Consider the following 16,651-nt stretch of genomic DNA (forward strand, 5'->3'; position numbering starts at 1 on the left):
GGGCTGGCTGTGGATGTCATGTCAACCATATCACGCTTCCGCCGCCCGACCCTTGAGCGCGATGATGCCGCGCGGCCGGAATTGAATGAACAGGATGATGAACAGGATCATGTAGGTCTGCGCCGCCAGGGTATTGGACGGGTTGAACCATTCGATCCCCTTCTGCAGCGTGCCGACCATCGTGGCCCCCAGCAGCGTCCCCCAGATGTTGCCCACACCGCCCACGACCACTGTCATGAAGCTTTGCACGATATAGTCGGAACCCATCTCGGACGTGACCTTTGCGTAAAGCCCGATTGCCACGCCGGCAATGCCCGCGATGCCCGAGCCAAAGCCGAAGGTCAGCATGTTGATCCGGTCGGGATTGATACCCATCGAGGAAGCCATGCGCGGGTTCTGCGTCACGGCGCGCACCTCAAGCCCCAGCCGGGTCCGGTTCATGACGATGAGGAAAAGCGCGAGGAACAGCAGCGCCAGAACAAAGATCGCGATGCGGATGTAACTGATGGAGACGATATCGTTCAGCACCATCGAACCGTCCAGCCAGGCCGGGGCGGTCAGGGGACGCGCCTGGGTTCCAAAGATGTTCTTGGCCAGTTGCTGCAGCGCGATGGAAACCCCGAAGGTCGCAAGCAGCGTCTCCAGCGGACGGTGATACAGCCAGCGAATGACCAGACGTTCCAGCAGAACACCGGCGGCGAAGGTCACCAGGAATGCGCAGGGAATGGCGACAATGATCGACAGGGTCAGGTCCGGAATGAACAGTTGAACCACATATCCGGTATAGGCGCCCATCATGATGAACTCACCATGCGCCATGTTGATGACGCCCATGACGCCGAAAGTGATGGCAAGGCCGATGGCGGCAAGGAAATAGATCGAGGCGAGAGACAGCGCATCCAGAACCAGATCCGCCGTCTGGTTGAGAGCGACTTGCATCTCGATATTGTCCAGCACGGCCTGCGCGGCCAGCGCCACCGGCAACGGCGCCGAGGTGTAGACTCGGTAGAACTTGTACTGTTGCACAGCCTCTGCGATGTCGTCCTGCGTCACTAGCGGAGCGGCGAGCCCCTGATCGGCCAGCAGCTGGTATGCCGCTTGTCGTGCCGCATCTTCGTCCAGACTTGCCACCTGTACGCCTGCGACCCTGTCACCGTCGATATTCGAAATCAGGGTCTCTTTGATGGTGCCGTCGTCTACCAGGGCCGGTGCCAACCCGTTTTCGACCAACAGGTCATAGGCCTGTTTCTGTGTCAGTTCGTCCGACCCGGCCTCGATGGTCACAGCGCCATCCGGAACCGTGTCGGACACCTTGATTTCAGATGCAACAAGGGGATTGAGCGTTGCGCGCACGTCAACGCCCAGATCGCCGGCGAAGCTGTCGATTGCAGCCAGCCTTGCGACCGCGTCATCATCAAACCGGATCGTCAACAGACGCTCGAGCCGGTCCTTGCGGGCCCGCAGATCCGCGTCCTGCTCTCCGGCAATGGCGCCGCGCAGGGCGGATAGGTGCGAGGGTTCCGCGTCCCGCTCGATCGCCGTCAGCGCTGCGCTTCGGTTCAGCGGGTCGGGGTCGTTCAATTGAAACTGCACCAGCGCCGAAGCGATCAACCCGCGAATGCCCGAGTTCGGCTTGAGTTGTTTGTAGTTTTTCTTGTCGACGACACCGATCTCGGCCCCATCCGAGATGTCGAAAACCCGCAAACCGCCATCGGCTTTGGACGCAAAAACGAAAAGGCCCGTATCCCGGTTGAACCACATGTCCTTGGCCTGCCACCGCTCCAGGACGGTTTGTGCCTCGGGCAATCCACTCTGCGCCAGGGCGTCAATCGCAGGGCCGATCGTCTTGCGAGAGGATTTTTGAATGACCTCCGCATGGGCCTGCAAAAGCTTCTGGACCGGCGCGTCGGAGGATTGGGCTTGCAACAGACCAGGGGCCACGAACAGCAGCAGGGCAAGCAAAGCCCGGCAAATCGAAAGCGTCATTTGGGGAGACCTCGGCATTGGGCCCCGGGGCACATGTGATGCGCCCCGAGGTATTCCGGTTCAGATCTTAGTAGTTCGATTTGATCTGTACGCAGCTTTTCGTTTCGGTGTTGTACATACCGCAACCCAGCTCTTTCCAATCCGAGATCAGAACCGCGGATTCGGGCAGGTAGTCCGTCCAGGCATCGCCCGGAACCTCTTCGGTCTGGCTGATGATGTCGAACTGACCGTCTTCCTGGATTTCGCCGATCAGAACCGGCTTGGCGAGGTGGTGGTTCGGCAGCATGACGGCCGTGCCGCCCGTCAGGTTCGGGAATTCCTGGCCGTACATGGCTGCGCGCACGGCATCGACATCCGTCGAGCCCGCCTCAGTTGCGGCGTTCACCCACATGTTGAAGCCGATGTAATGCGCTTCCATCGGATCGTTGGTCACCCGATCTTCGCCCATGCGGGCTTTCCAGGCGGCAACCCAGGCCTCGTTCGCTTCGCTCTCTGCTGACTGGAAGTAGTTCCACGCGGCCAGATGTCCGACAAGGTTGGTCGTGTCCAGGCCGGCCAATTCTTCCTCGCCGACCGAGAAGGCAACAACCGGAATGTCATCGGCCGAGATACCTGCGGCGGCCAGTTCCTTGTAGAAGCCCACATTCGCGTCGCCGTTGATGGTCGAGATGACGCCGACTTTCTTGCCGTCCGCGCCCAGCGCAACGACATCCGCCACGATCTTGGACCAGTCGGAATGGCCAAAGGGCGTGTAGTTCACGAAGATGTCCTCTTCGGCGATGCCTTTCTGCTGCAGATAGCTTTCGAGGATGTTGTTCGTCGTGCGCGGATACACGTAGTCGGTGCCCAACAGGGCGAATTTCTCGACCCCCAGTTCCTCAAGGAAGTAGTCCGTTGCCGGGATCGCCTGCTGGTTCGGTGCGGCACCGGTGTAGAAGACGTTCTTCGAACTTTCTTCGCCTTCGTACTGAACCGGATAGAACAGCAAACCGTTGAGCTCTTCGATGACCGGCAACACGGATTTGCGGGAGACCGATGTCCAGTTGCCAAAGATCACGTCAACTTCATGAACGGTGAGCAGTTCGCGCGCTTTCTCGGCAAACAGCGGCCAGTCCGAGGCGGGGTCGACAACTACGGCTTCCAGCTCGCAGCCCAGCAGGCCACCAGCTTCGTTCTGCTGTTCGACCAGCATCTCCATCGTGTCTTTCAGCGTGGTCTCGGAGATGGCCATCGTACCGGACAATGAGTGCAGAACGCCCACTTTGATCGGGCAATCGGCCAGTGCGGGCAGGGCGGTTGCGAACAATACAGCAGCAGTAGTGTTGAGTAGTTTGGAGTGCATCAGCGTTTCCTTTTGTGCGATGCGCAGCAGGCTTGTCCGGAACGCCGAAACATCCCATATACCCCCCACGCTTAATTGCGGTGTGCGAGGGCGTCATCAGGTTCCTAGGCCGGGCACCTTCGCACATTTTCCAAGCCGTCTTTCGGCGCACCACATTGCTAGGTCAGCTTTTGCCGGGGCTCAGAGTCCGGTGGCACGAGTTTTTGGATTGATTCAGCGTGTTGCCCAAATTTGCGGCGGTGCCGCATGGTTCGCCCAAAAATGCGGCGCTGCAGCGAAGGGTGGTCTCAGACGCCGCCCAGTATCAGCAGGCTGCACTGATCCAGAAGGTCGCTGGCCGTTTGCCGCGCGGCGCTGGCCGCCGTGATGTCCGAGCCAAAGGTCGCCGTATGGAGCAAGCGCGCATGGGCGTGTTTTGAGTTCACCCGGTGGCTCAGGACCAGTTCGGCCTCCTCTGCCGTCACGGTCGCCTCAAGCAAGGACACGAAACCGCCGCGAAGCAACTCGTAGTCTTGCGCCTTGGGGTCGTTCAGAAGCCAGGCATGCTCCATCTCGGCCGAAAAACGCCCGGCGCAGCCGGCAAACGATTTGACCATGTCGGTTTCAGCATGAAGCAATCCGATGGATGAGAAAGTGCATAGTGCTGAAACGAAAATAGTTTTCAAAGCGCCCATGTTTTAATCATTGCAACCGAAAAAGCGCCCGTCAAGACAGCGGTTTGCAAACTGTCCTGCCCATTTGCCGACAGGCTTCGGTCGCGACGGGTCATGACAGAACCGGTTCCGCGCGGTTTTTGCGTCCCGGCCCTGCCGGGGCGCATTGAACCCGGTTGAGGGCTGGCCGGACCAGACTAGCTATTGCCCAGATTTGGTTCGGAGAACGGTTTTGCAGATCGTCTGGTTCAAGCGGGATCTCAGAGTGCAGGACAATCGTGCCCTGGCTCAGGCGGCACAGCGGGGGGCGCTGGTGCCGCTCTACGTGATTGAACCCGATCTTTGGCGTCAGCCCGACATGTCCGCTCGCCAATGGGCGTTCATCCACGAAACCCTGGTCGAGCTGCGCAGTCAGCTTGCGGAATTGGGCCAGCCTCTGATCGTACGGACGGGCGAGATGCTGTCGGTCCTGGACGATCTTGCGCAGAGTTTCGACCTCACGGCTCTTTGGTCGCATGAAGAAACGGGAAACGACTGGACCTTTCAGCGGGACAAACGCGTGGCGTCCTGGTGCCGAACCCGGGGTATTCCCTGGCACCAGCCGCGCAATCACGGGGTTCGCCGTCGTCTGGCGTCGCGCAATGGCTGGGCCAAAGAGTGGGATCGCTTCATGAGCGAACCGATCACGCCCGCACCCATATTGCGGCCCATCCCGATGGACCCGGGTGGGATCCCGTCCAGCAGGGAACTGGGGTTGCACCCGGACCCATGTCCACGGCGCCAGTCGGGCGGCCACACGGCGGCGTCGGACCGGTTGACCACATTCCTGAGCACGCGCGGCCGGACCTATCGCAGCGCGATGTCCTCACCGCAGCTGGGGGAACACGCGTGTTCGCGCCTGTCCCCGCATCTGGCGTGGGGAACGCTGTCGATGCGCGAGGTGATGCAGTCCACATGGGCGCGGCAAAAAGCGCTGAGCCACACCCCTGACAAACAGTGGCGGGGGGCGATGTCCTCGTTCGAAGGCCGGTTGCATTGGCACTGCCATTTTATCCAGAAACTGGAGGATGACCCCCGGATCGAGTTCCAGAACGTGCATCGCGCCTATGACGGGATCCGTCCCTCGGCCCCGGATTCGCATCGGCTGGAGGCTTGGGCCAATGGCGAGACCGGCCTGCCATTTGTTGACGCATGCATGCGGTACTTGCGGGCAACAGGGTGGCTCAACTTTCGAATGCGCGCGATGGTGATGGCGACGGCCAGCTATCACCTGTGGCTTGACTGGCACGCGCCCGGTGAGGTTCTCGCCCGCCTGTTCTCCGATTACGAACCGGGCATCCACTGGAGCCAGGTGCAGATGCAGGCTGGCACCACAGGTATCAACGCGCTGCGGATCTACAACCCGGTGAAACAGGGCCATGATCAGGACCCGACCGGGACCTTTACCCGCCGTTGGTTGCCGGAATTGGCGGATATCCCGGATCGCCATCTGCAAGAGCCGTGGAAGGCCGAGAATGCAGGTGCCGTGCTGGGCAAACGCTACCCGATGCCCATCGTCGATCACGTCGCGGCGGCCCGGTTCGCCCGGGATCGGATCTGGGCGGTGCGGCGCGGGGACGGATTCCGGGACGAGGCTGCGAAGGTCTTGGCCCGGCATGGCAGCCGCAAAGGGCGCTTGCGGAAAGGAAACAGCCGTGCGACCACCCGCAACCCGGCGCAATTGTCATTGGATCTGGGGGACTAGATGCGGATGCGGAAAAAGTCGGATCTTCCGACGAAAACCTGCGCCACATGCGGGCGCCCTTTCACCTGGCGGCGAAAATGGGCCAAGGTCTGGGACGAGGTCCGCCACTGCTCGCAGCGTTGCCGCCGAGCCCGATCATCTTCGACCGGCCAACGCTAGAGGCTGTCGAGTATCTCGCGCGCGCTGTCGCGGTATTGGGCCTGTTTTTCGGGGTCCATACGGTCCCAGGTTCGGTAGGCATGGCCCAACCTGGGATTGCCACGCAGCTTGTCGGCGTTGCGTGCTAGGAAATCCCAATACAGTGGATTGAAAGGGCAGGCATTCGCACCGAACTTGCGTTTCACGTCATAGCGGCAATGCGAACAGTGATCCGACATCTTGTTGATGTAGTTTCCGCTTGCTGCGTAGGGTTTTGACCCAAGCAATCCGCCATCGGCGAATTGGCTCATTCCGATCACGTTGGGGGCCTCGACCCATTCATACGCATCGGCGTAAACCGCCAGATACCACTCGTGGACTTCGTGCGGATCGACCCCGGCCAGCATCGCGAAATTGCCAGTCACCATCAGGCGCTGGATATGGTGGGCATAGGCGTGGTCGCGCGTCTGCCCGATAGCGGCCGCCATGCAGGCCATTTCCGTTTTGGCCGTCCAGTAGAAATCCGGCAGCTGGCGGGTTGCCCCGAAGTGGTTCCGTTCCGTGTACCCGGGCATGTTCAGCCAATAGAGGCCCCGAACATATTCTCGCCAGCCGATGATCTGACGGATAAAGCCCTCGACCGCATTCAAAGGCGCGCGGCCTTCATAGTAGGCACGCTCGACCTGCCGGCAGATCTCCATCGGCCCCAGCAGACCCGCGTTCAGGTAATGCGACAGGACCGAGTGATAGAGGAACGGTTCTGCCTGTAGCATTGCGTCCTGATGGTCCCCGAACAGAGGCAGAGCGTGTTCCACGAAATGGTCCAGCGCCTCGAGCGCGCCGGCGCGGGTCACCTCGAACCAGAACGGGCGCAGCTGTCCGAAGTTGTCGCCAAACTGGGTTTCGACAAGGCTCAGAACCTCGGTGGTGATGTCATCCGGGTCGGATCGGGGCGGTCGGGGCATAAACAGATCGGCAGTGGCGGGTTTGCGGTTTTCCGCATCAAAGTTCCAGCGCCCGCCTTCGGGTTGGTCGCCGTTCATCAACAGCCCCGTTTTGCGCCGCATCTCGCGATAGAAATATTCCATCCGCAACTGCTTGCGTCTGTCCGCCCAATTGCGGAACTCCTGATGCGTGGCGACAAACCGGTCATCTTCCAGCATATGTAGATCGGTTTGGCTTTGGTCCGCCCACTCCAGCAAGGCGGTTTGCAGCCGATACTCGCCGGGCTCGGTCACCTGAACGTTTGTAATCGACAGATCCGCGATGGCCCGCGCGATCTCGCCTGTGATGGAGCCGGTATTGTCAGGGTGATCCAGCCTGACATAACGGACCTGCCACCCCGCCGCACCGAGCTCATCTGCGAAATGGCGCATTGCCGAAAAGACAAACGCGATCTTCTTTTTGTGATGCGGAACATATCCCGCCTCGTCCGCGACTTCGGCCATCAAAACCGTGTCGCGCGCCTTCTCCGCCTGACTCAAGGCGCTCAAGTTTTGGCTCAGTTGGTCGCCCAGCACCAGGATGAGCCGGCTGGAACAGCGTTCGTTTGACTGCGTCATTTCCGTCGAGTTAGGGCCGCCTCGCGGATGAGCAACCCAAACTTCTGGAAAGGTTGTACGGCAGATAAATTGAGGAACCGAAGCAACAGACGGGAAAACCGGCGGCAAGCCACCGAAGTTTGTTCCGAGAAGCTATGGTGCCGCTGAAGGGACTCGAACCCCCGACCCCATCATTACGAATGACGTGCTCTACCAGCTGAGCTACAGCGGCCCATTTTCTACGCGCACCCGTGCCCGTGGGGGCGCGGTATGCGGTGCGAAGGATCGTTTAAACCGTCCAACGGGCGTAGGCAAGACCGGTTATTGACCCCGATGTGAGGTTTTGTTGGTGGGCGACTTGCCTTGTATACCCTCCGTTCGAACCGAGTGCCGTTCTGGATGAGGGCAACCGACGATCCGGTCGGGATCAGGCGCGCTTTTCTCCGATTGATGCAACGCCCAGAACGGAAAGCACCTTGGCTTCGATCTGTTCGGCGCTCATGCCTGCGACCGCATACATGTCGGCAGGGCTGGCCTGGTCGATGAAAATGTCCGGCAGCACCATCGAGCGGTATTTCAGTCCTCGGTCGTATACGCCTTCCTCTGCCAGCAGCTGCGCAACGTGGCTGCCGAACCCGCCGATGGCGCCTTCTTCGATGGTAATCAGCGCTTCGTGGTTGGCGGCCAGGTCCAGGATAAGGTCGCGGTCCAGCGGCTTGGCGAACCGGGCGTCGGCGATGGTCGGCGTGATACCGCGCGCGGCCAAAGATTCGGCGGCCTTCTGTACCTCGGCCAGGCGCGTGCCGAAGGACAGGATCGCCACCCGCGCCCCCGCTTGGATCAGGCGGCCCTTGCCGATTTCCAGAACCTGTCCACGTTCGGGCAGATCGACACCCACGCCTTCGCCCCGCGGATAGCGGAACGCGATGGGGCCGTCGTCATGGGCAGCGGCGGTGGCGACCATGTGCACCAGTTCGGCCTCGTCGGCGGCGGCCATCACCACCATCCCCGGCAGGTTGGACAGGTAGGCGATGTCGAACGACCCGGCATGGGTCGCGCCATCAGCACCAACCAGCCCCGCGCGGTCTATGGCAAAGCGCACCGGCAGGCGCTGGATCGCCACGTCGTGCACCACCTGGTCATAGCCGCGCTGCAAAAACGTGGAATACATCGCGCAGAACGGCTTCATCCCCCCCGCCGCCAACGCGGCCGAGAAAGTGACCCCGTGCTGCTCGGCAATCGCCACGTCGAAACAGCGTGACGGGTAGCGTTCGGCGAACAGGTTCAGCCCGGTGCCGTCGGGCATCGCCGCGGTCACCGCCACGATCTTGTCGTCGCGACTGGCCTCGTCTACCAGGGTCTTGCCGAAGACCGAGGTGTAGGACGGCGCGTTCGACGGCGCCTTCTGCTGCTTGCCGGTGACCACGTCGAACTTGGCGGTGGCATGGCCCCTGTCGCGGGCCTGCTCTGCCGGGGCATAGCCCTTGCCCTTTTTGGTCAGCGCGTGGATCAGAATCGGCCCGGTCGCCCGCGCCTTGACCGTGCGCAGCACTGGCAGCAGCTGGTCCAGGTCATGCCCGTCGATCGGGCCGACATAGGAGAATCCCAGTTCTTCAAACAGCGTACCGCCCACGGCCATGCCCTTGAGCATCTCCTTGGCCCGCTTGGCGCCTTCGCGGAACGGTTCGGGCAGCAGCGACACCGCCCCCTTGGCGGCGGCCTTCAGATCGTGGAACGGCTCTTCGGCATAGATGCGCGAGAGATAGTTCGACAGCGCACCCACGGGCGGGGCGATGCTCATCTCGTTGTCGTTCAGGATCACGATCAGGCGTTTTTTCAGGTGGCCGGCGTTGTTCATCGCCTCGAAAGCCATGCCAGCCGACATCGACCCGTCGCCGATCACCGCGATCGCGTCGCCCAGCCCCTCGGGCGTGACCCCGCCCAGGTCCCGGGCCACGGCAAAGCCCAATGCCGCGCTGATCGAGGTCGAACTGTGCGCCGCGCCGAACGGGTCATAGGGGCTTTCGCTGCGCTTGGTGAACCCGCTGAGGCCGCCTTTCTGGCGCAGGGTGCGGATGCGGTCGCGCCGCTCGGTCAGGATCTTGTGGGGATAGCACTGGTGCCCGACATCCCAGATGATCTTGTCGCGCGGCGTGTCGAACACCGCGTGCAGGGCCACGGTCAGCTCGACCACGCCCAGCCCCGCGCCCAGATGCCCGCCGGTCACCGAAACGGCCGAGATCGTCTCGGCCCGCAGCTCGTGCGCCAGCTGATGCAACTGCGCGTCCGAAAACTGCTTGAGATCCGCCGGGCGGTTCACAAGGTCCAGAAGCGGGGTGTTCGGACGGTCTGACATGGCATCCCTTACGGTTCAGCTTTCACGCGCAATAACGAAGCGGGCGGCGTCCTTCAAGGTTTCGGCCCGCGGTCCGTAGGCGTCCAACGCGGCGCAGGCCTGCTCAACCAGCTCGGCAGCGCGCGCCTTCGCTGCATCCAGACCCAGCAGCGAAACGAAAGTTGCCTTGCCCGCCTGTGCGTCCTTCTGCAATCGTTTGCCCGCCTTTTCGCTGTCACCCTCCACATCAAGGATGTCGTCGGCGATCTGAAAGGCAAGACCCAGCGCACGGGCATATTGGCGCAATGGGGTCGGATCAGCCTCCGACAGAACAGCACCGGCGCACGCCGACCATTCGATCAGCGCCCCGGTCTTGCCGGCCTGAAGATGCGTGATTTCCGGCAGGGTGAAAGGTTGTTCGGCAGTTTCGGCCGCGATGTCCAACGCCTGACCCAGAACCATGCCTTGCGCGCCGCTGGCTTGGGCGAGGGTCAGCGCCAGTTCCGCCCGAACGTCTGAAGATCCGACCTCGGGCCGGGTGCAAAGCTCGAACGCCAGCGCCTGCAAAGCGTCGCCAGCCAGAACCGCGATGCCGTCGTTCCATTGCTTGTGCACGGTCGGACGACCGCGCCGCAGATCGTCATCGTCCATGCAGGGCAGGTCGTCGTGTACCAGGCTGTAGGCGTGCAGCGCCTCGATCCCGGTCGCGGGCCAGATAGCGCAGGTCTCGTCCATCCCATGCAGCCGGGCGCTTTCCAGCACCAGAAATCCGCGCAGCCGCTTGCCGCCCTGCGTGGCATAGGCCATCGCGCGGGTTACATCGACATCGTCCAGCGCGCCCAGAACCAGATCGAACTGCGCCTGGATCAGCGCGGCATCCTGAACCAGCCTTTCGGAAAACATTACAGACCTTCGACAGGGGTCGTCCCGGTGGGCTGCCCATCGGCATCCAGCGTGATGGCGGCCACTTTCTCCTCGGCGCGCTTCAACTCGTCCTCGCAGCGTTTCTTCAGCTTGGCGCCGCGCTCGTACAGGGCGATCGACTGGTCCAGCGCCACGTCGCCGCGCTCCAGCTGGCCGACCACGGCCTCCAGCTCTTTCATCGCCTGTTCGAATGTCATCTCTTCAACGGGGGTCTCGGTCATCGGGCTGCCTTCATTAGTTCTTCAACATGGGCGCGTGTGGCCTTGGCCAATGCGTTCAGATCATACCCGCCTTCCAGAGTCGAGACGATACGGCCCCCACACAGCTCATCGGCGATCCGGCACAGCTGTTCGGTGATCCAGGCGAAGTCGTCGGTGGACCAATTCAGATTGGCCAGCGGATCGTCCTGATGTGCGTCGAATCCGGCCGAGATGATGATCAGCTCGGGCTGGAACGCGCGCAGCCGGGGAAAGGCCTGCGCCTCGTAGGCCGCGCGCATCTCGGCTCCGCCGGTGCCGGGGGTCAGCGGGATGTTTACGATGGTGTCATGCGCCCCGGTTTCATCCGGCCGTCCCGAACCCGGCCACAGTGGCATCTGCTGGCTGGTGATCACCAGCGCACGGGCCTCGTCCCACAGCAGATCCTGCGTGCCATTGCCGTGATGCACGTCAAAATCCACCACCGCGACCCGATCCAGCCCGTGATGATCCAGCGCATGTTTCGCCGCCAGAGCGGCATTGCCGAACAGGCAGAACCCCATGGCGGTTTCCCGTTCGGCATGATGGCCCGGCGGCCGAATGGCGCAGAACGCATTCGGCGCCTCACCGCCCAGCACCATGTCCACCGCCCGCACCACGGCCCCCCCCGCCCGATAGGCCGCATCGACCGAGCCGGGCGACATGAACGTATCCCCGTCGATCTGGCGGAACCCCTCGGTGGGGCGGCTGTCACGGATTTCGCGGATGTAACTCTCGGGATGGATGCGCAGCAGATCGTCATCCGCCGCCAGCGGCGCGGTCACCCGCTGCAGGTCCAGCGGCTCCAGCGCATGCAGGATATGTTCCAGCCGGGCCACCCGCTCGGGGTGCCCCTCGGGGGTGACATGACCCAGACAGTCAGCATGCGTCAAAACAGCGGTCTTCATGAATATCCCAACTTCATCTGGCCAAAAATATCCTCGCCGAAGGCAAGAAAACGCCGGGCGGCGGCAAAATCAATCCGGCGCCAGCATATATCCTGCGCCCCGCACCGTCTGCAGATAGCGCGGTTGCTTGGGGTCCTGCTCGATCTTGCGGCGCAGGCGCGTGATCTGCACGTCCACTGCACGTTCCTGCGCCTGCCCCTTGTCGCGCCCCAGATCCTCGACCAGCTTCGACCGGCTGATCGGCTCGCCCGGCTGGGCCGAGAAGATCTTCATCAACTGGCTTTCGGTGGCGGTCAGCCGCACCGGCTCTTCGCCCTGCCACATCTCGCCGCGTTCGATGTCATAGCGTATCGGCCCCAGATGCAGGATCTTGGCAGCCGTATCCTGTGCCGTGGTTTCCGGCATCCGCCGCAGGATCGCGTTGATCCGCAGCAGCAGTTCCTTGGGCTCGAACGGTTTGGCCAGGTAATCATCGGCCCCGGCTTCCAATCCGGCGATCCGGTGCTCGGTCTCGCCGCGTGCCGTCAGCAGCAAGATCGGCGTGTCATGCGTCTCGCGCAGGGCCCGGGTCAGGCTGACGCCATCCTCGCCCGGCATCATGACGTCCATCACGATCAGGTCGAAATCCAGCCCCGACAGGACCCGCCGCGCATGGGCTGCATCGCGCGCCGCCGTCACCAAAAATCCGCTGCGCATCAAGAATTTCTTGAGCAGATCACGGATGCGTTCATCGTCATCGACGATCAGAAGATGGGCGTCCACATCGCTCATGAAGTTGAATCCCGCAGTTTCGTATAGGCCCGACGCATATCAGCATCCATCATCGCTTCAAGAACTTTGCGGAATCCGGCAACCGCCTCGGGGCCGGCATCCTTGTAGGCCGCGCGCATCCGGGCGCGCTGGGCGTCCGACAGCTGCGACTCGAGCGCCTTGCCCTTTTCGGTGAGGTACAGGTGGCGTTCGCGCTTGTCGACGGTGCCGACCCGGCTCTCGACCAGGCCGTCGTCGATCAGCGTGCGCAGCACCCGGTTCAGCGATTGCTTGGTCACCCCCAGAATCGCCAGCAGGTTGTTCACCGTGGTGCCAGGCGCACGGTTGATGAAATGGATCGCCCGGTGATGCGCCCGGCCATAGGCCATTTCGCTTAGGATGCGGTCGGGGTCGGCGGTAAAGCCACGATAGGCGAAGAACATCGCCTCGATCCCCTGGCGAAGCTGTTCATCTGTCAGAAACAACAGGCTTTCTCCGCCAAAGACCGGGGCGGGGCGGATCTCGGACATATCGGGCCTCATTCGTTACACGCCCCGACTTTAAGTCAGCGTTATTGACATTCCAAGGGCGGACAGGTATCGAATCGCAGTTTTTGCGCAATTTTGTGTCCGGGTCGGACCTAAGTGGCGCAACAATCGGAAATGTGGCCCGGGTCAGGAGGTTTCGGATGGCGGGATATGACGATCGTGACGGTGTCATCTGGATGGATGGCGAATTTGTGCCCTGGCGCGACGCCAAGGTGCATGTCCTGACCCATGCGATGCACTATGCCAGCTCGGTCTTCGAGGGCGAGCGCGCCTATAACGGCAAGATCTTCAAAAGCCGCGAACATTCCGAGCGGTTGATCAAGTCGGCCGAGGCGCTGGACATGCCGATGCCCTACACGGTCGATCAGATCGAGGCGGCCAAGGCCGAAACGCTCGAGAAAAGCGGCCTCAAGGACGCATATGTGCGCGCGCTGGTCTGGCGCGGTTCGGGCGAGGACATGGGCGTGGCCTCGGCGCGCAACCCGGTGCGCATGGCCATCGCGGTCTGGCCCTGGGGTGCCTATTACGGCGACGCCAAGATGCAGGGCGCCAAGCTGGACATCGCTGAATGGAAGCGGCCCAGCCCGGAAACCATCCCGGTCCATGCCAAGGCGGCGGGGCTGTACATGATCTGCACCATCTCCAAGCACAAGGCCGAGGCCAAAGGCTGTTCGGATGCCTTGTTTATGGATTACCGCGGCTATGTGGCCGAGGCGACCGGTGCCAACGTATTCTTCGTCAAGGATGGCGAAGTGCATACACCGCTGGCCGACTGCTTCCTGAACGGGATTACCCGCCAGACTGTGATCCAGATGCTGAAAGACAAAGGCATCACCGTACACGAACGCCACATCCTGCCCGAGGAGATGGCCGAATTCGAACAGTGCTGGCTGACCGGCACCGCGGCCGAGGTCACGCCGGTAGGCCAGATCGGTGAGTATACCTTCGAGGTCGGCGACCTGACCCGTGAGATCGCCAACGATTACGAACAGCTGGTTCGCAGCTGATCCGACATCCGCTCGGGCGGTGGCCGACCGGCCTTGCCGCCCGTCCGGGGTTTGTTGCAGATCGTCCGCTGCGCTGGACGATCGGGTGCGAATCCGTATCCTTGGCGCATGTTGGACCTGCTCAGCGATATCCTGACGCGCCTGTCTTTGCGGGGCACCCTGTATTTCCGGACCTCGTTCACGCCGCCCTTCGGCGTGCAGGTGCCCGCATTCAAAAACGTCGCCCGGTTTCACTTCGTCCAGCGCGGAGAGCTAAAGGTGCATGTGTCCACCACCGGCGAGACCCTGCGGTTGCGGCAGGGGGATCTGATCCTGATCCCGCACGGGGCCGCACATGCGCTGCTGTGCAACGAGGTCCGGCCCGTGGATGCTCTGCCGCTGGAGCAGGTTCTGGACCGGGCCGGCTACAAAGGTGACGGTGTGCTGGTCTATGGCGGAGCCGAGCAGGACCGTGACACCCAACTGATCTGCGGGCATTTCTCGTTTGCCGGTCCGGCCGGGCGGCGCGGCACAGGGCATATGCTGATCGACCGTCTGCCGCCCTATATCCTGATCGAGAATTACGGCGAATCCGCCGGGGCCTGGATCGAGGCGACGCTGCGGATGATCGAATCCGAGGTTGCGGGTGCCCGGATCGGCGGGGACCTGATCGCGCTGAAACTGTCTGAGGTTCTGTTCGCCCAGGCGATCCGCGCCTATCTGCAACATCAAAGCCCCACCGATGCGGCCCTGTCGGGCTTCGCCGATCCACGTATATCACGCGCGCTGGGCGCCTTTCACCGCGACCCGGCCCGCGAGTGGAGCGTGGCATCGCTGGCGCGTGAAGCCGGCATGTCGCGCACGACCTTCGCACAGCTGTTCACCCAGAAGATGGGCGCCACGCCCATGCAATACCTGACCGACTGGCGTATGCAGATCGCCTGCCACGGACTGATCGAAAGCCGCTGGAACGTGGCCGACGCGGCGGCTCAGGTCGGCTATGCCTCCGAGGCGGCGTTTTCGCGGGTGTTCAAGAAGCAGATCGGTCTGTCTCCGGCCGCTTACAGGGCGATGCACTGATCCGGCAAACTGGCGGACGATCTGCAAGGTATTCCAAACGATCTGGGCTGCTACGTTCGGGCTGGCGAACATATCCTTGATCCGTCCTCAATCAAGGAAAGGAAACATCATGTCTCTGCGTTTCGTTACCCGCACCATTCATGCCTATCTGGACTACCCGGTGGCACTTGCCCTGATGGGGTTGCCATTTCTTCTGGGACTGGGCGCGTCGAACCCGATTGCGCTGTGGCTCTCGGTGGCCACCGGCGTGGCGGCTTTCATGCTGACGGTGCTGACGGATCATCACCTGGGCGTCTGGCGCGTGCTGCCCTACAGGTTTCACCTGGCCGTCGATCTGCTGGTGGGGCTCACCTTCCTGTTCGCGCCCAGCCTGTTCGGCTTCACCGGTCTGGATGCGGTCTACTACTGGCTGAATGGCGCCGCCGTGGTGGCCGTAATCTCGCTCAGCGCGCCCGACCAGACAGCCACCGCCTGACCCCTTGCTCCGGCCATTTGGCCGGGGCGAATTTTGGTCTTGAAAAGTCCGACAGAAATTGTCAGTTTTAGCCCAACGCCAGATACCCCGGTATCAAGCCTTTGATTCCGAGACGGCCTGCACGCCAAGCCGTACACCCGCGAGGGCGCGCCACCGTCTCGGAAACGATTTCGGAAAGGCCACGCGATGCGCGACCCGATACTTGAACTTCTGTCCAGTTCAGACCTGCCCCTTGGCAGCGGGTGCTGCGCCGATGGCGACCTGGTGGCCTACCTGGACTGCAAATGCCAGGACGGATGCTGTGACCGGGCGGCCGGGGTTGCGGACGCCCGGATCGCCACTGTCCCGCAGAGCACGCCGGCGGCACCGGCAAGTGGTGCCGTCCCGCGTTGACCGATCAGAAATCGACGCCGCGCTGGGCCTTGATGCCGGCCTGAAACGGGTGCTTTTCCTCGGTCATTTCGGTGACCAGATCGGCATAGTCGCGCAGCGCCTGCGGCGCGTCGCGCCCGGTCAGGAACACGCTGGTCCGGTCCGAGCGGGCCTTCAGCCCCTCGATCACTGCGTCCACCGACAGGTATTCATAGCGCAGGGCGATGTTGATCTCGTCCAGCACCACAAGGTCATAGTCGCCGCTGGCCATCAGGTCGCGCGCCTTGTCGAAGGCGGCGGTGGCGGCGGTGATGTCGCGGTCGCGGTCCTGGGTGTCCCAGGTGAAGCCTTCGCCCATCGTGTGCCAGGTGACCAGATCGCGCTCTTCGAAGAACCGCCGCTCGCCAGTCTTCCATTTGCCCTTGATGAACTGCACCACGGCGACCTTCTGGCCCCAGCCCAATGCGCGGATCACCACGCCGAACGCGGCCGAGGATTTGCCCTTGCCCTTGCCGGTGTTGATCAGCACCAGCCCGCGGCCGGGATCCACGGCCTCGGACACTTTCTTGCGGTGCTGGGCCTGCACCTGTTGCATCTTCTGTTTGTGGTCCTGTGCGTCGCTCATGGCAAAAC

Annotated in this window: 17 protein-coding genes and 1 tRNA gene; 6 read left to right on the plus strand and 12 right to left on the minus strand. The window is 62.4% G+C overall.

The annotated features are described in order from the left end of the window. Positions 1–30: 30 nt before the first annotated feature. The 3 genes from urtB to ACR0JC_RS11125 form a co-directional block, all read right to left on the minus strand. Positions 31–1,986 (minus strand): urea ABC transporter permease subunit UrtB, encoded by a 1,956-nt coding sequence (gene urtB, locus ACR0JC_RS11115; protein ID WP_170342809.1) that lies wholly within the window; start codon positions 1,984–1,986, stop codon positions 31–33. Positions 1,987–2,053: 67 nt separating this feature from the next. Continuing rightward, entirely contained in the window at positions 2,054–3,328 is a 1,275-nt protein-coding gene (urtA, locus tag ACR0JC_RS11120; RefSeq protein WP_170342811.1) for an urea ABC transporter substrate-binding protein, read from the minus strand. A 287-nt stretch (positions 3,329–3,615) separates the two neighbouring features. Next, entirely contained in the window at positions 3,616–3,924 is a 309-nt protein-coding gene (locus ACR0JC_RS11125; RefSeq protein WP_170340832.1) for a hypothetical protein, read from the minus strand. 289 nt (positions 3,925–4,213) lie between these two features. Between ACR0JC_RS11125 and ACR0JC_RS11130 the strand changes: the two genes are divergently transcribed. Beyond that, complete coding sequence (locus tag ACR0JC_RS11130) at positions 4,214–5,725, plus strand: FAD-binding domain-containing protein (protein WP_170364024.1); 1,512 nt, start codon at positions 4,214–4,216, stop codon at positions 5,723–5,725. Positions 5,726–5,731: 6 nt separating this feature from the next. Next, positions 5,732–5,884 (plus strand): DUF2256 domain-containing protein, encoded by a 153-nt coding sequence (locus ACR0JC_RS11135; RefSeq protein ID WP_217353607.1) that lies wholly within the window; start codon positions 5,732–5,734, stop codon positions 5,882–5,884. On the opposite strand, the gene ACR0JC_RS11140 is transcribed toward ACR0JC_RS11135, so the two are convergent. The 8 genes from ACR0JC_RS11140 to ACR0JC_RS11175 all read right to left on the minus strand — a co-directional run bounded on the left by ACR0JC_RS11140 (position 5,881) and on the right by ACR0JC_RS11175 (position 13,087). Continuing rightward, positions 5,881–7,425, minus strand: coding sequence for a cryptochrome/photolyase family protein (locus ACR0JC_RS11140; RefSeq protein WP_480763945.1), 1,545 nt, complete (start codon positions 7,423–7,425; stop codon positions 5,881–5,883). The two genes, ACR0JC_RS11135 and ACR0JC_RS11140, sit on opposite strands and share 4 nt — an antisense overlap. Before the next feature lie 135 nt (positions 7,426–7,560). Beyond that, a tRNA-Thr gene (locus tag ACR0JC_RS11145) sits at positions 7,561–7,636 on the minus strand. Positions 7,637–7,831: 195 nt separating this feature from the next. Then, entirely contained in the window at positions 7,832–9,760 is a 1,929-nt protein-coding gene (gene dxs / locus ACR0JC_RS11150) for a 1-deoxy-D-xylulose-5-phosphate synthase (protein ID WP_170342820.1), read from the minus strand. A gap of 15 nt (positions 9,761–9,775) precedes the next feature. After that, entirely contained in the window at positions 9,776–10,642 is an 867-nt protein-coding gene (locus ACR0JC_RS11155) for a polyprenyl synthetase family protein (protein WP_170342823.1), read from the minus strand. After that, positions 10,642–10,884, minus strand: a complete 243-nt coding sequence (locus ACR0JC_RS11160) for an exodeoxyribonuclease VII small subunit (RefSeq protein ID WP_170342825.1) — start codon at positions 10,882–10,884, stop codon at positions 10,642–10,644. Before ACR0JC_RS11160 ends, ACR0JC_RS11155 begins: the two co-directional genes overlap by 1 nt. Then, the gene (locus ACR0JC_RS11165; protein WP_170342827.1) at positions 10,881–11,807 is read right to left on the minus strand and encodes a histone deacetylase family protein; all 927 of its coding nucleotides are present in this window, start codon (positions 11,805–11,807) and stop codon (positions 10,881–10,883) included. Before ACR0JC_RS11165 ends, ACR0JC_RS11160 begins: the two co-directional genes overlap by 4 nt. Positions 11,808–11,876: 69 nt before the next feature. After that, complete coding sequence (locus tag ACR0JC_RS11170; protein WP_093964013.1) at positions 11,877–12,578, minus strand: response regulator; 702 nt, start codon at positions 12,576–12,578, stop codon at positions 11,877–11,879. Then, entirely contained in the window at positions 12,575–13,087 is a 513-nt protein-coding gene (locus ACR0JC_RS11175; protein ID WP_170342830.1) for a MarR family winged helix-turn-helix transcriptional regulator, read from the minus strand. The genes ACR0JC_RS11170 and ACR0JC_RS11175 overlap by 4 nt, the downstream gene beginning before the upstream one ends. Positions 13,088–13,245: 158 nt before the next feature. Between ACR0JC_RS11175 and ACR0JC_RS11180 the strand changes: the two genes are divergently transcribed. The 4 genes from ACR0JC_RS11180 (at position 13,246) to ACR0JC_RS11195 (ending at position 16,039) form a co-directional block, all read left to right on the plus strand. Beyond that, positions 13,246–14,112: a branched-chain amino acid aminotransferase gene (locus ACR0JC_RS11180; RefSeq protein WP_093964015.1), complete on the plus strand. Its 867-nt coding sequence runs from the start codon at positions 13,246–13,248 to the stop codon at positions 14,110–14,112. A 108-nt stretch (positions 14,113–14,220) separates the two neighbouring features. Further along, a complete protein-coding gene (locus tag ACR0JC_RS11185) occupies positions 14,221–15,171 on the plus strand; it encodes an AraC family transcriptional regulator (RefSeq protein ID WP_170342833.1) in 951 nt (316 codons plus the stop codon). 109 nt (positions 15,172–15,280) lie between these two features. Next, entirely contained in the window at positions 15,281–15,646 is a 366-nt protein-coding gene (locus ACR0JC_RS11190) for a hypothetical protein (RefSeq protein WP_170342836.1), read from the plus strand. A gap of 186 nt (positions 15,647–15,832) precedes the next feature. After that, positions 15,833–16,039 carry a hypothetical protein gene (locus tag ACR0JC_RS11195; protein WP_170342839.1) on the plus strand — a complete coding sequence of 69 codons (207 nt, stop codon included), beginning with the start codon at positions 15,833–15,835 and terminating at the stop codon, positions 16,037–16,039. A gap of 4 nt (positions 16,040–16,043) precedes the next feature. On the opposite strand, the gene cobO is transcribed toward ACR0JC_RS11195, so the two are convergent. Next, a complete protein-coding gene (gene cobO, locus ACR0JC_RS11200) occupies positions 16,044–16,643 on the minus strand; it encodes a cob(I)yrinic acid a,c-diamide adenosyltransferase (protein WP_170342842.1) in 600 nt (199 codons plus the stop codon). Positions 16,644–16,651 lie beyond the last annotated feature (8 nt).

The organism is Ruegeria sp. CH5 (genome assembly GCF_056537025.1).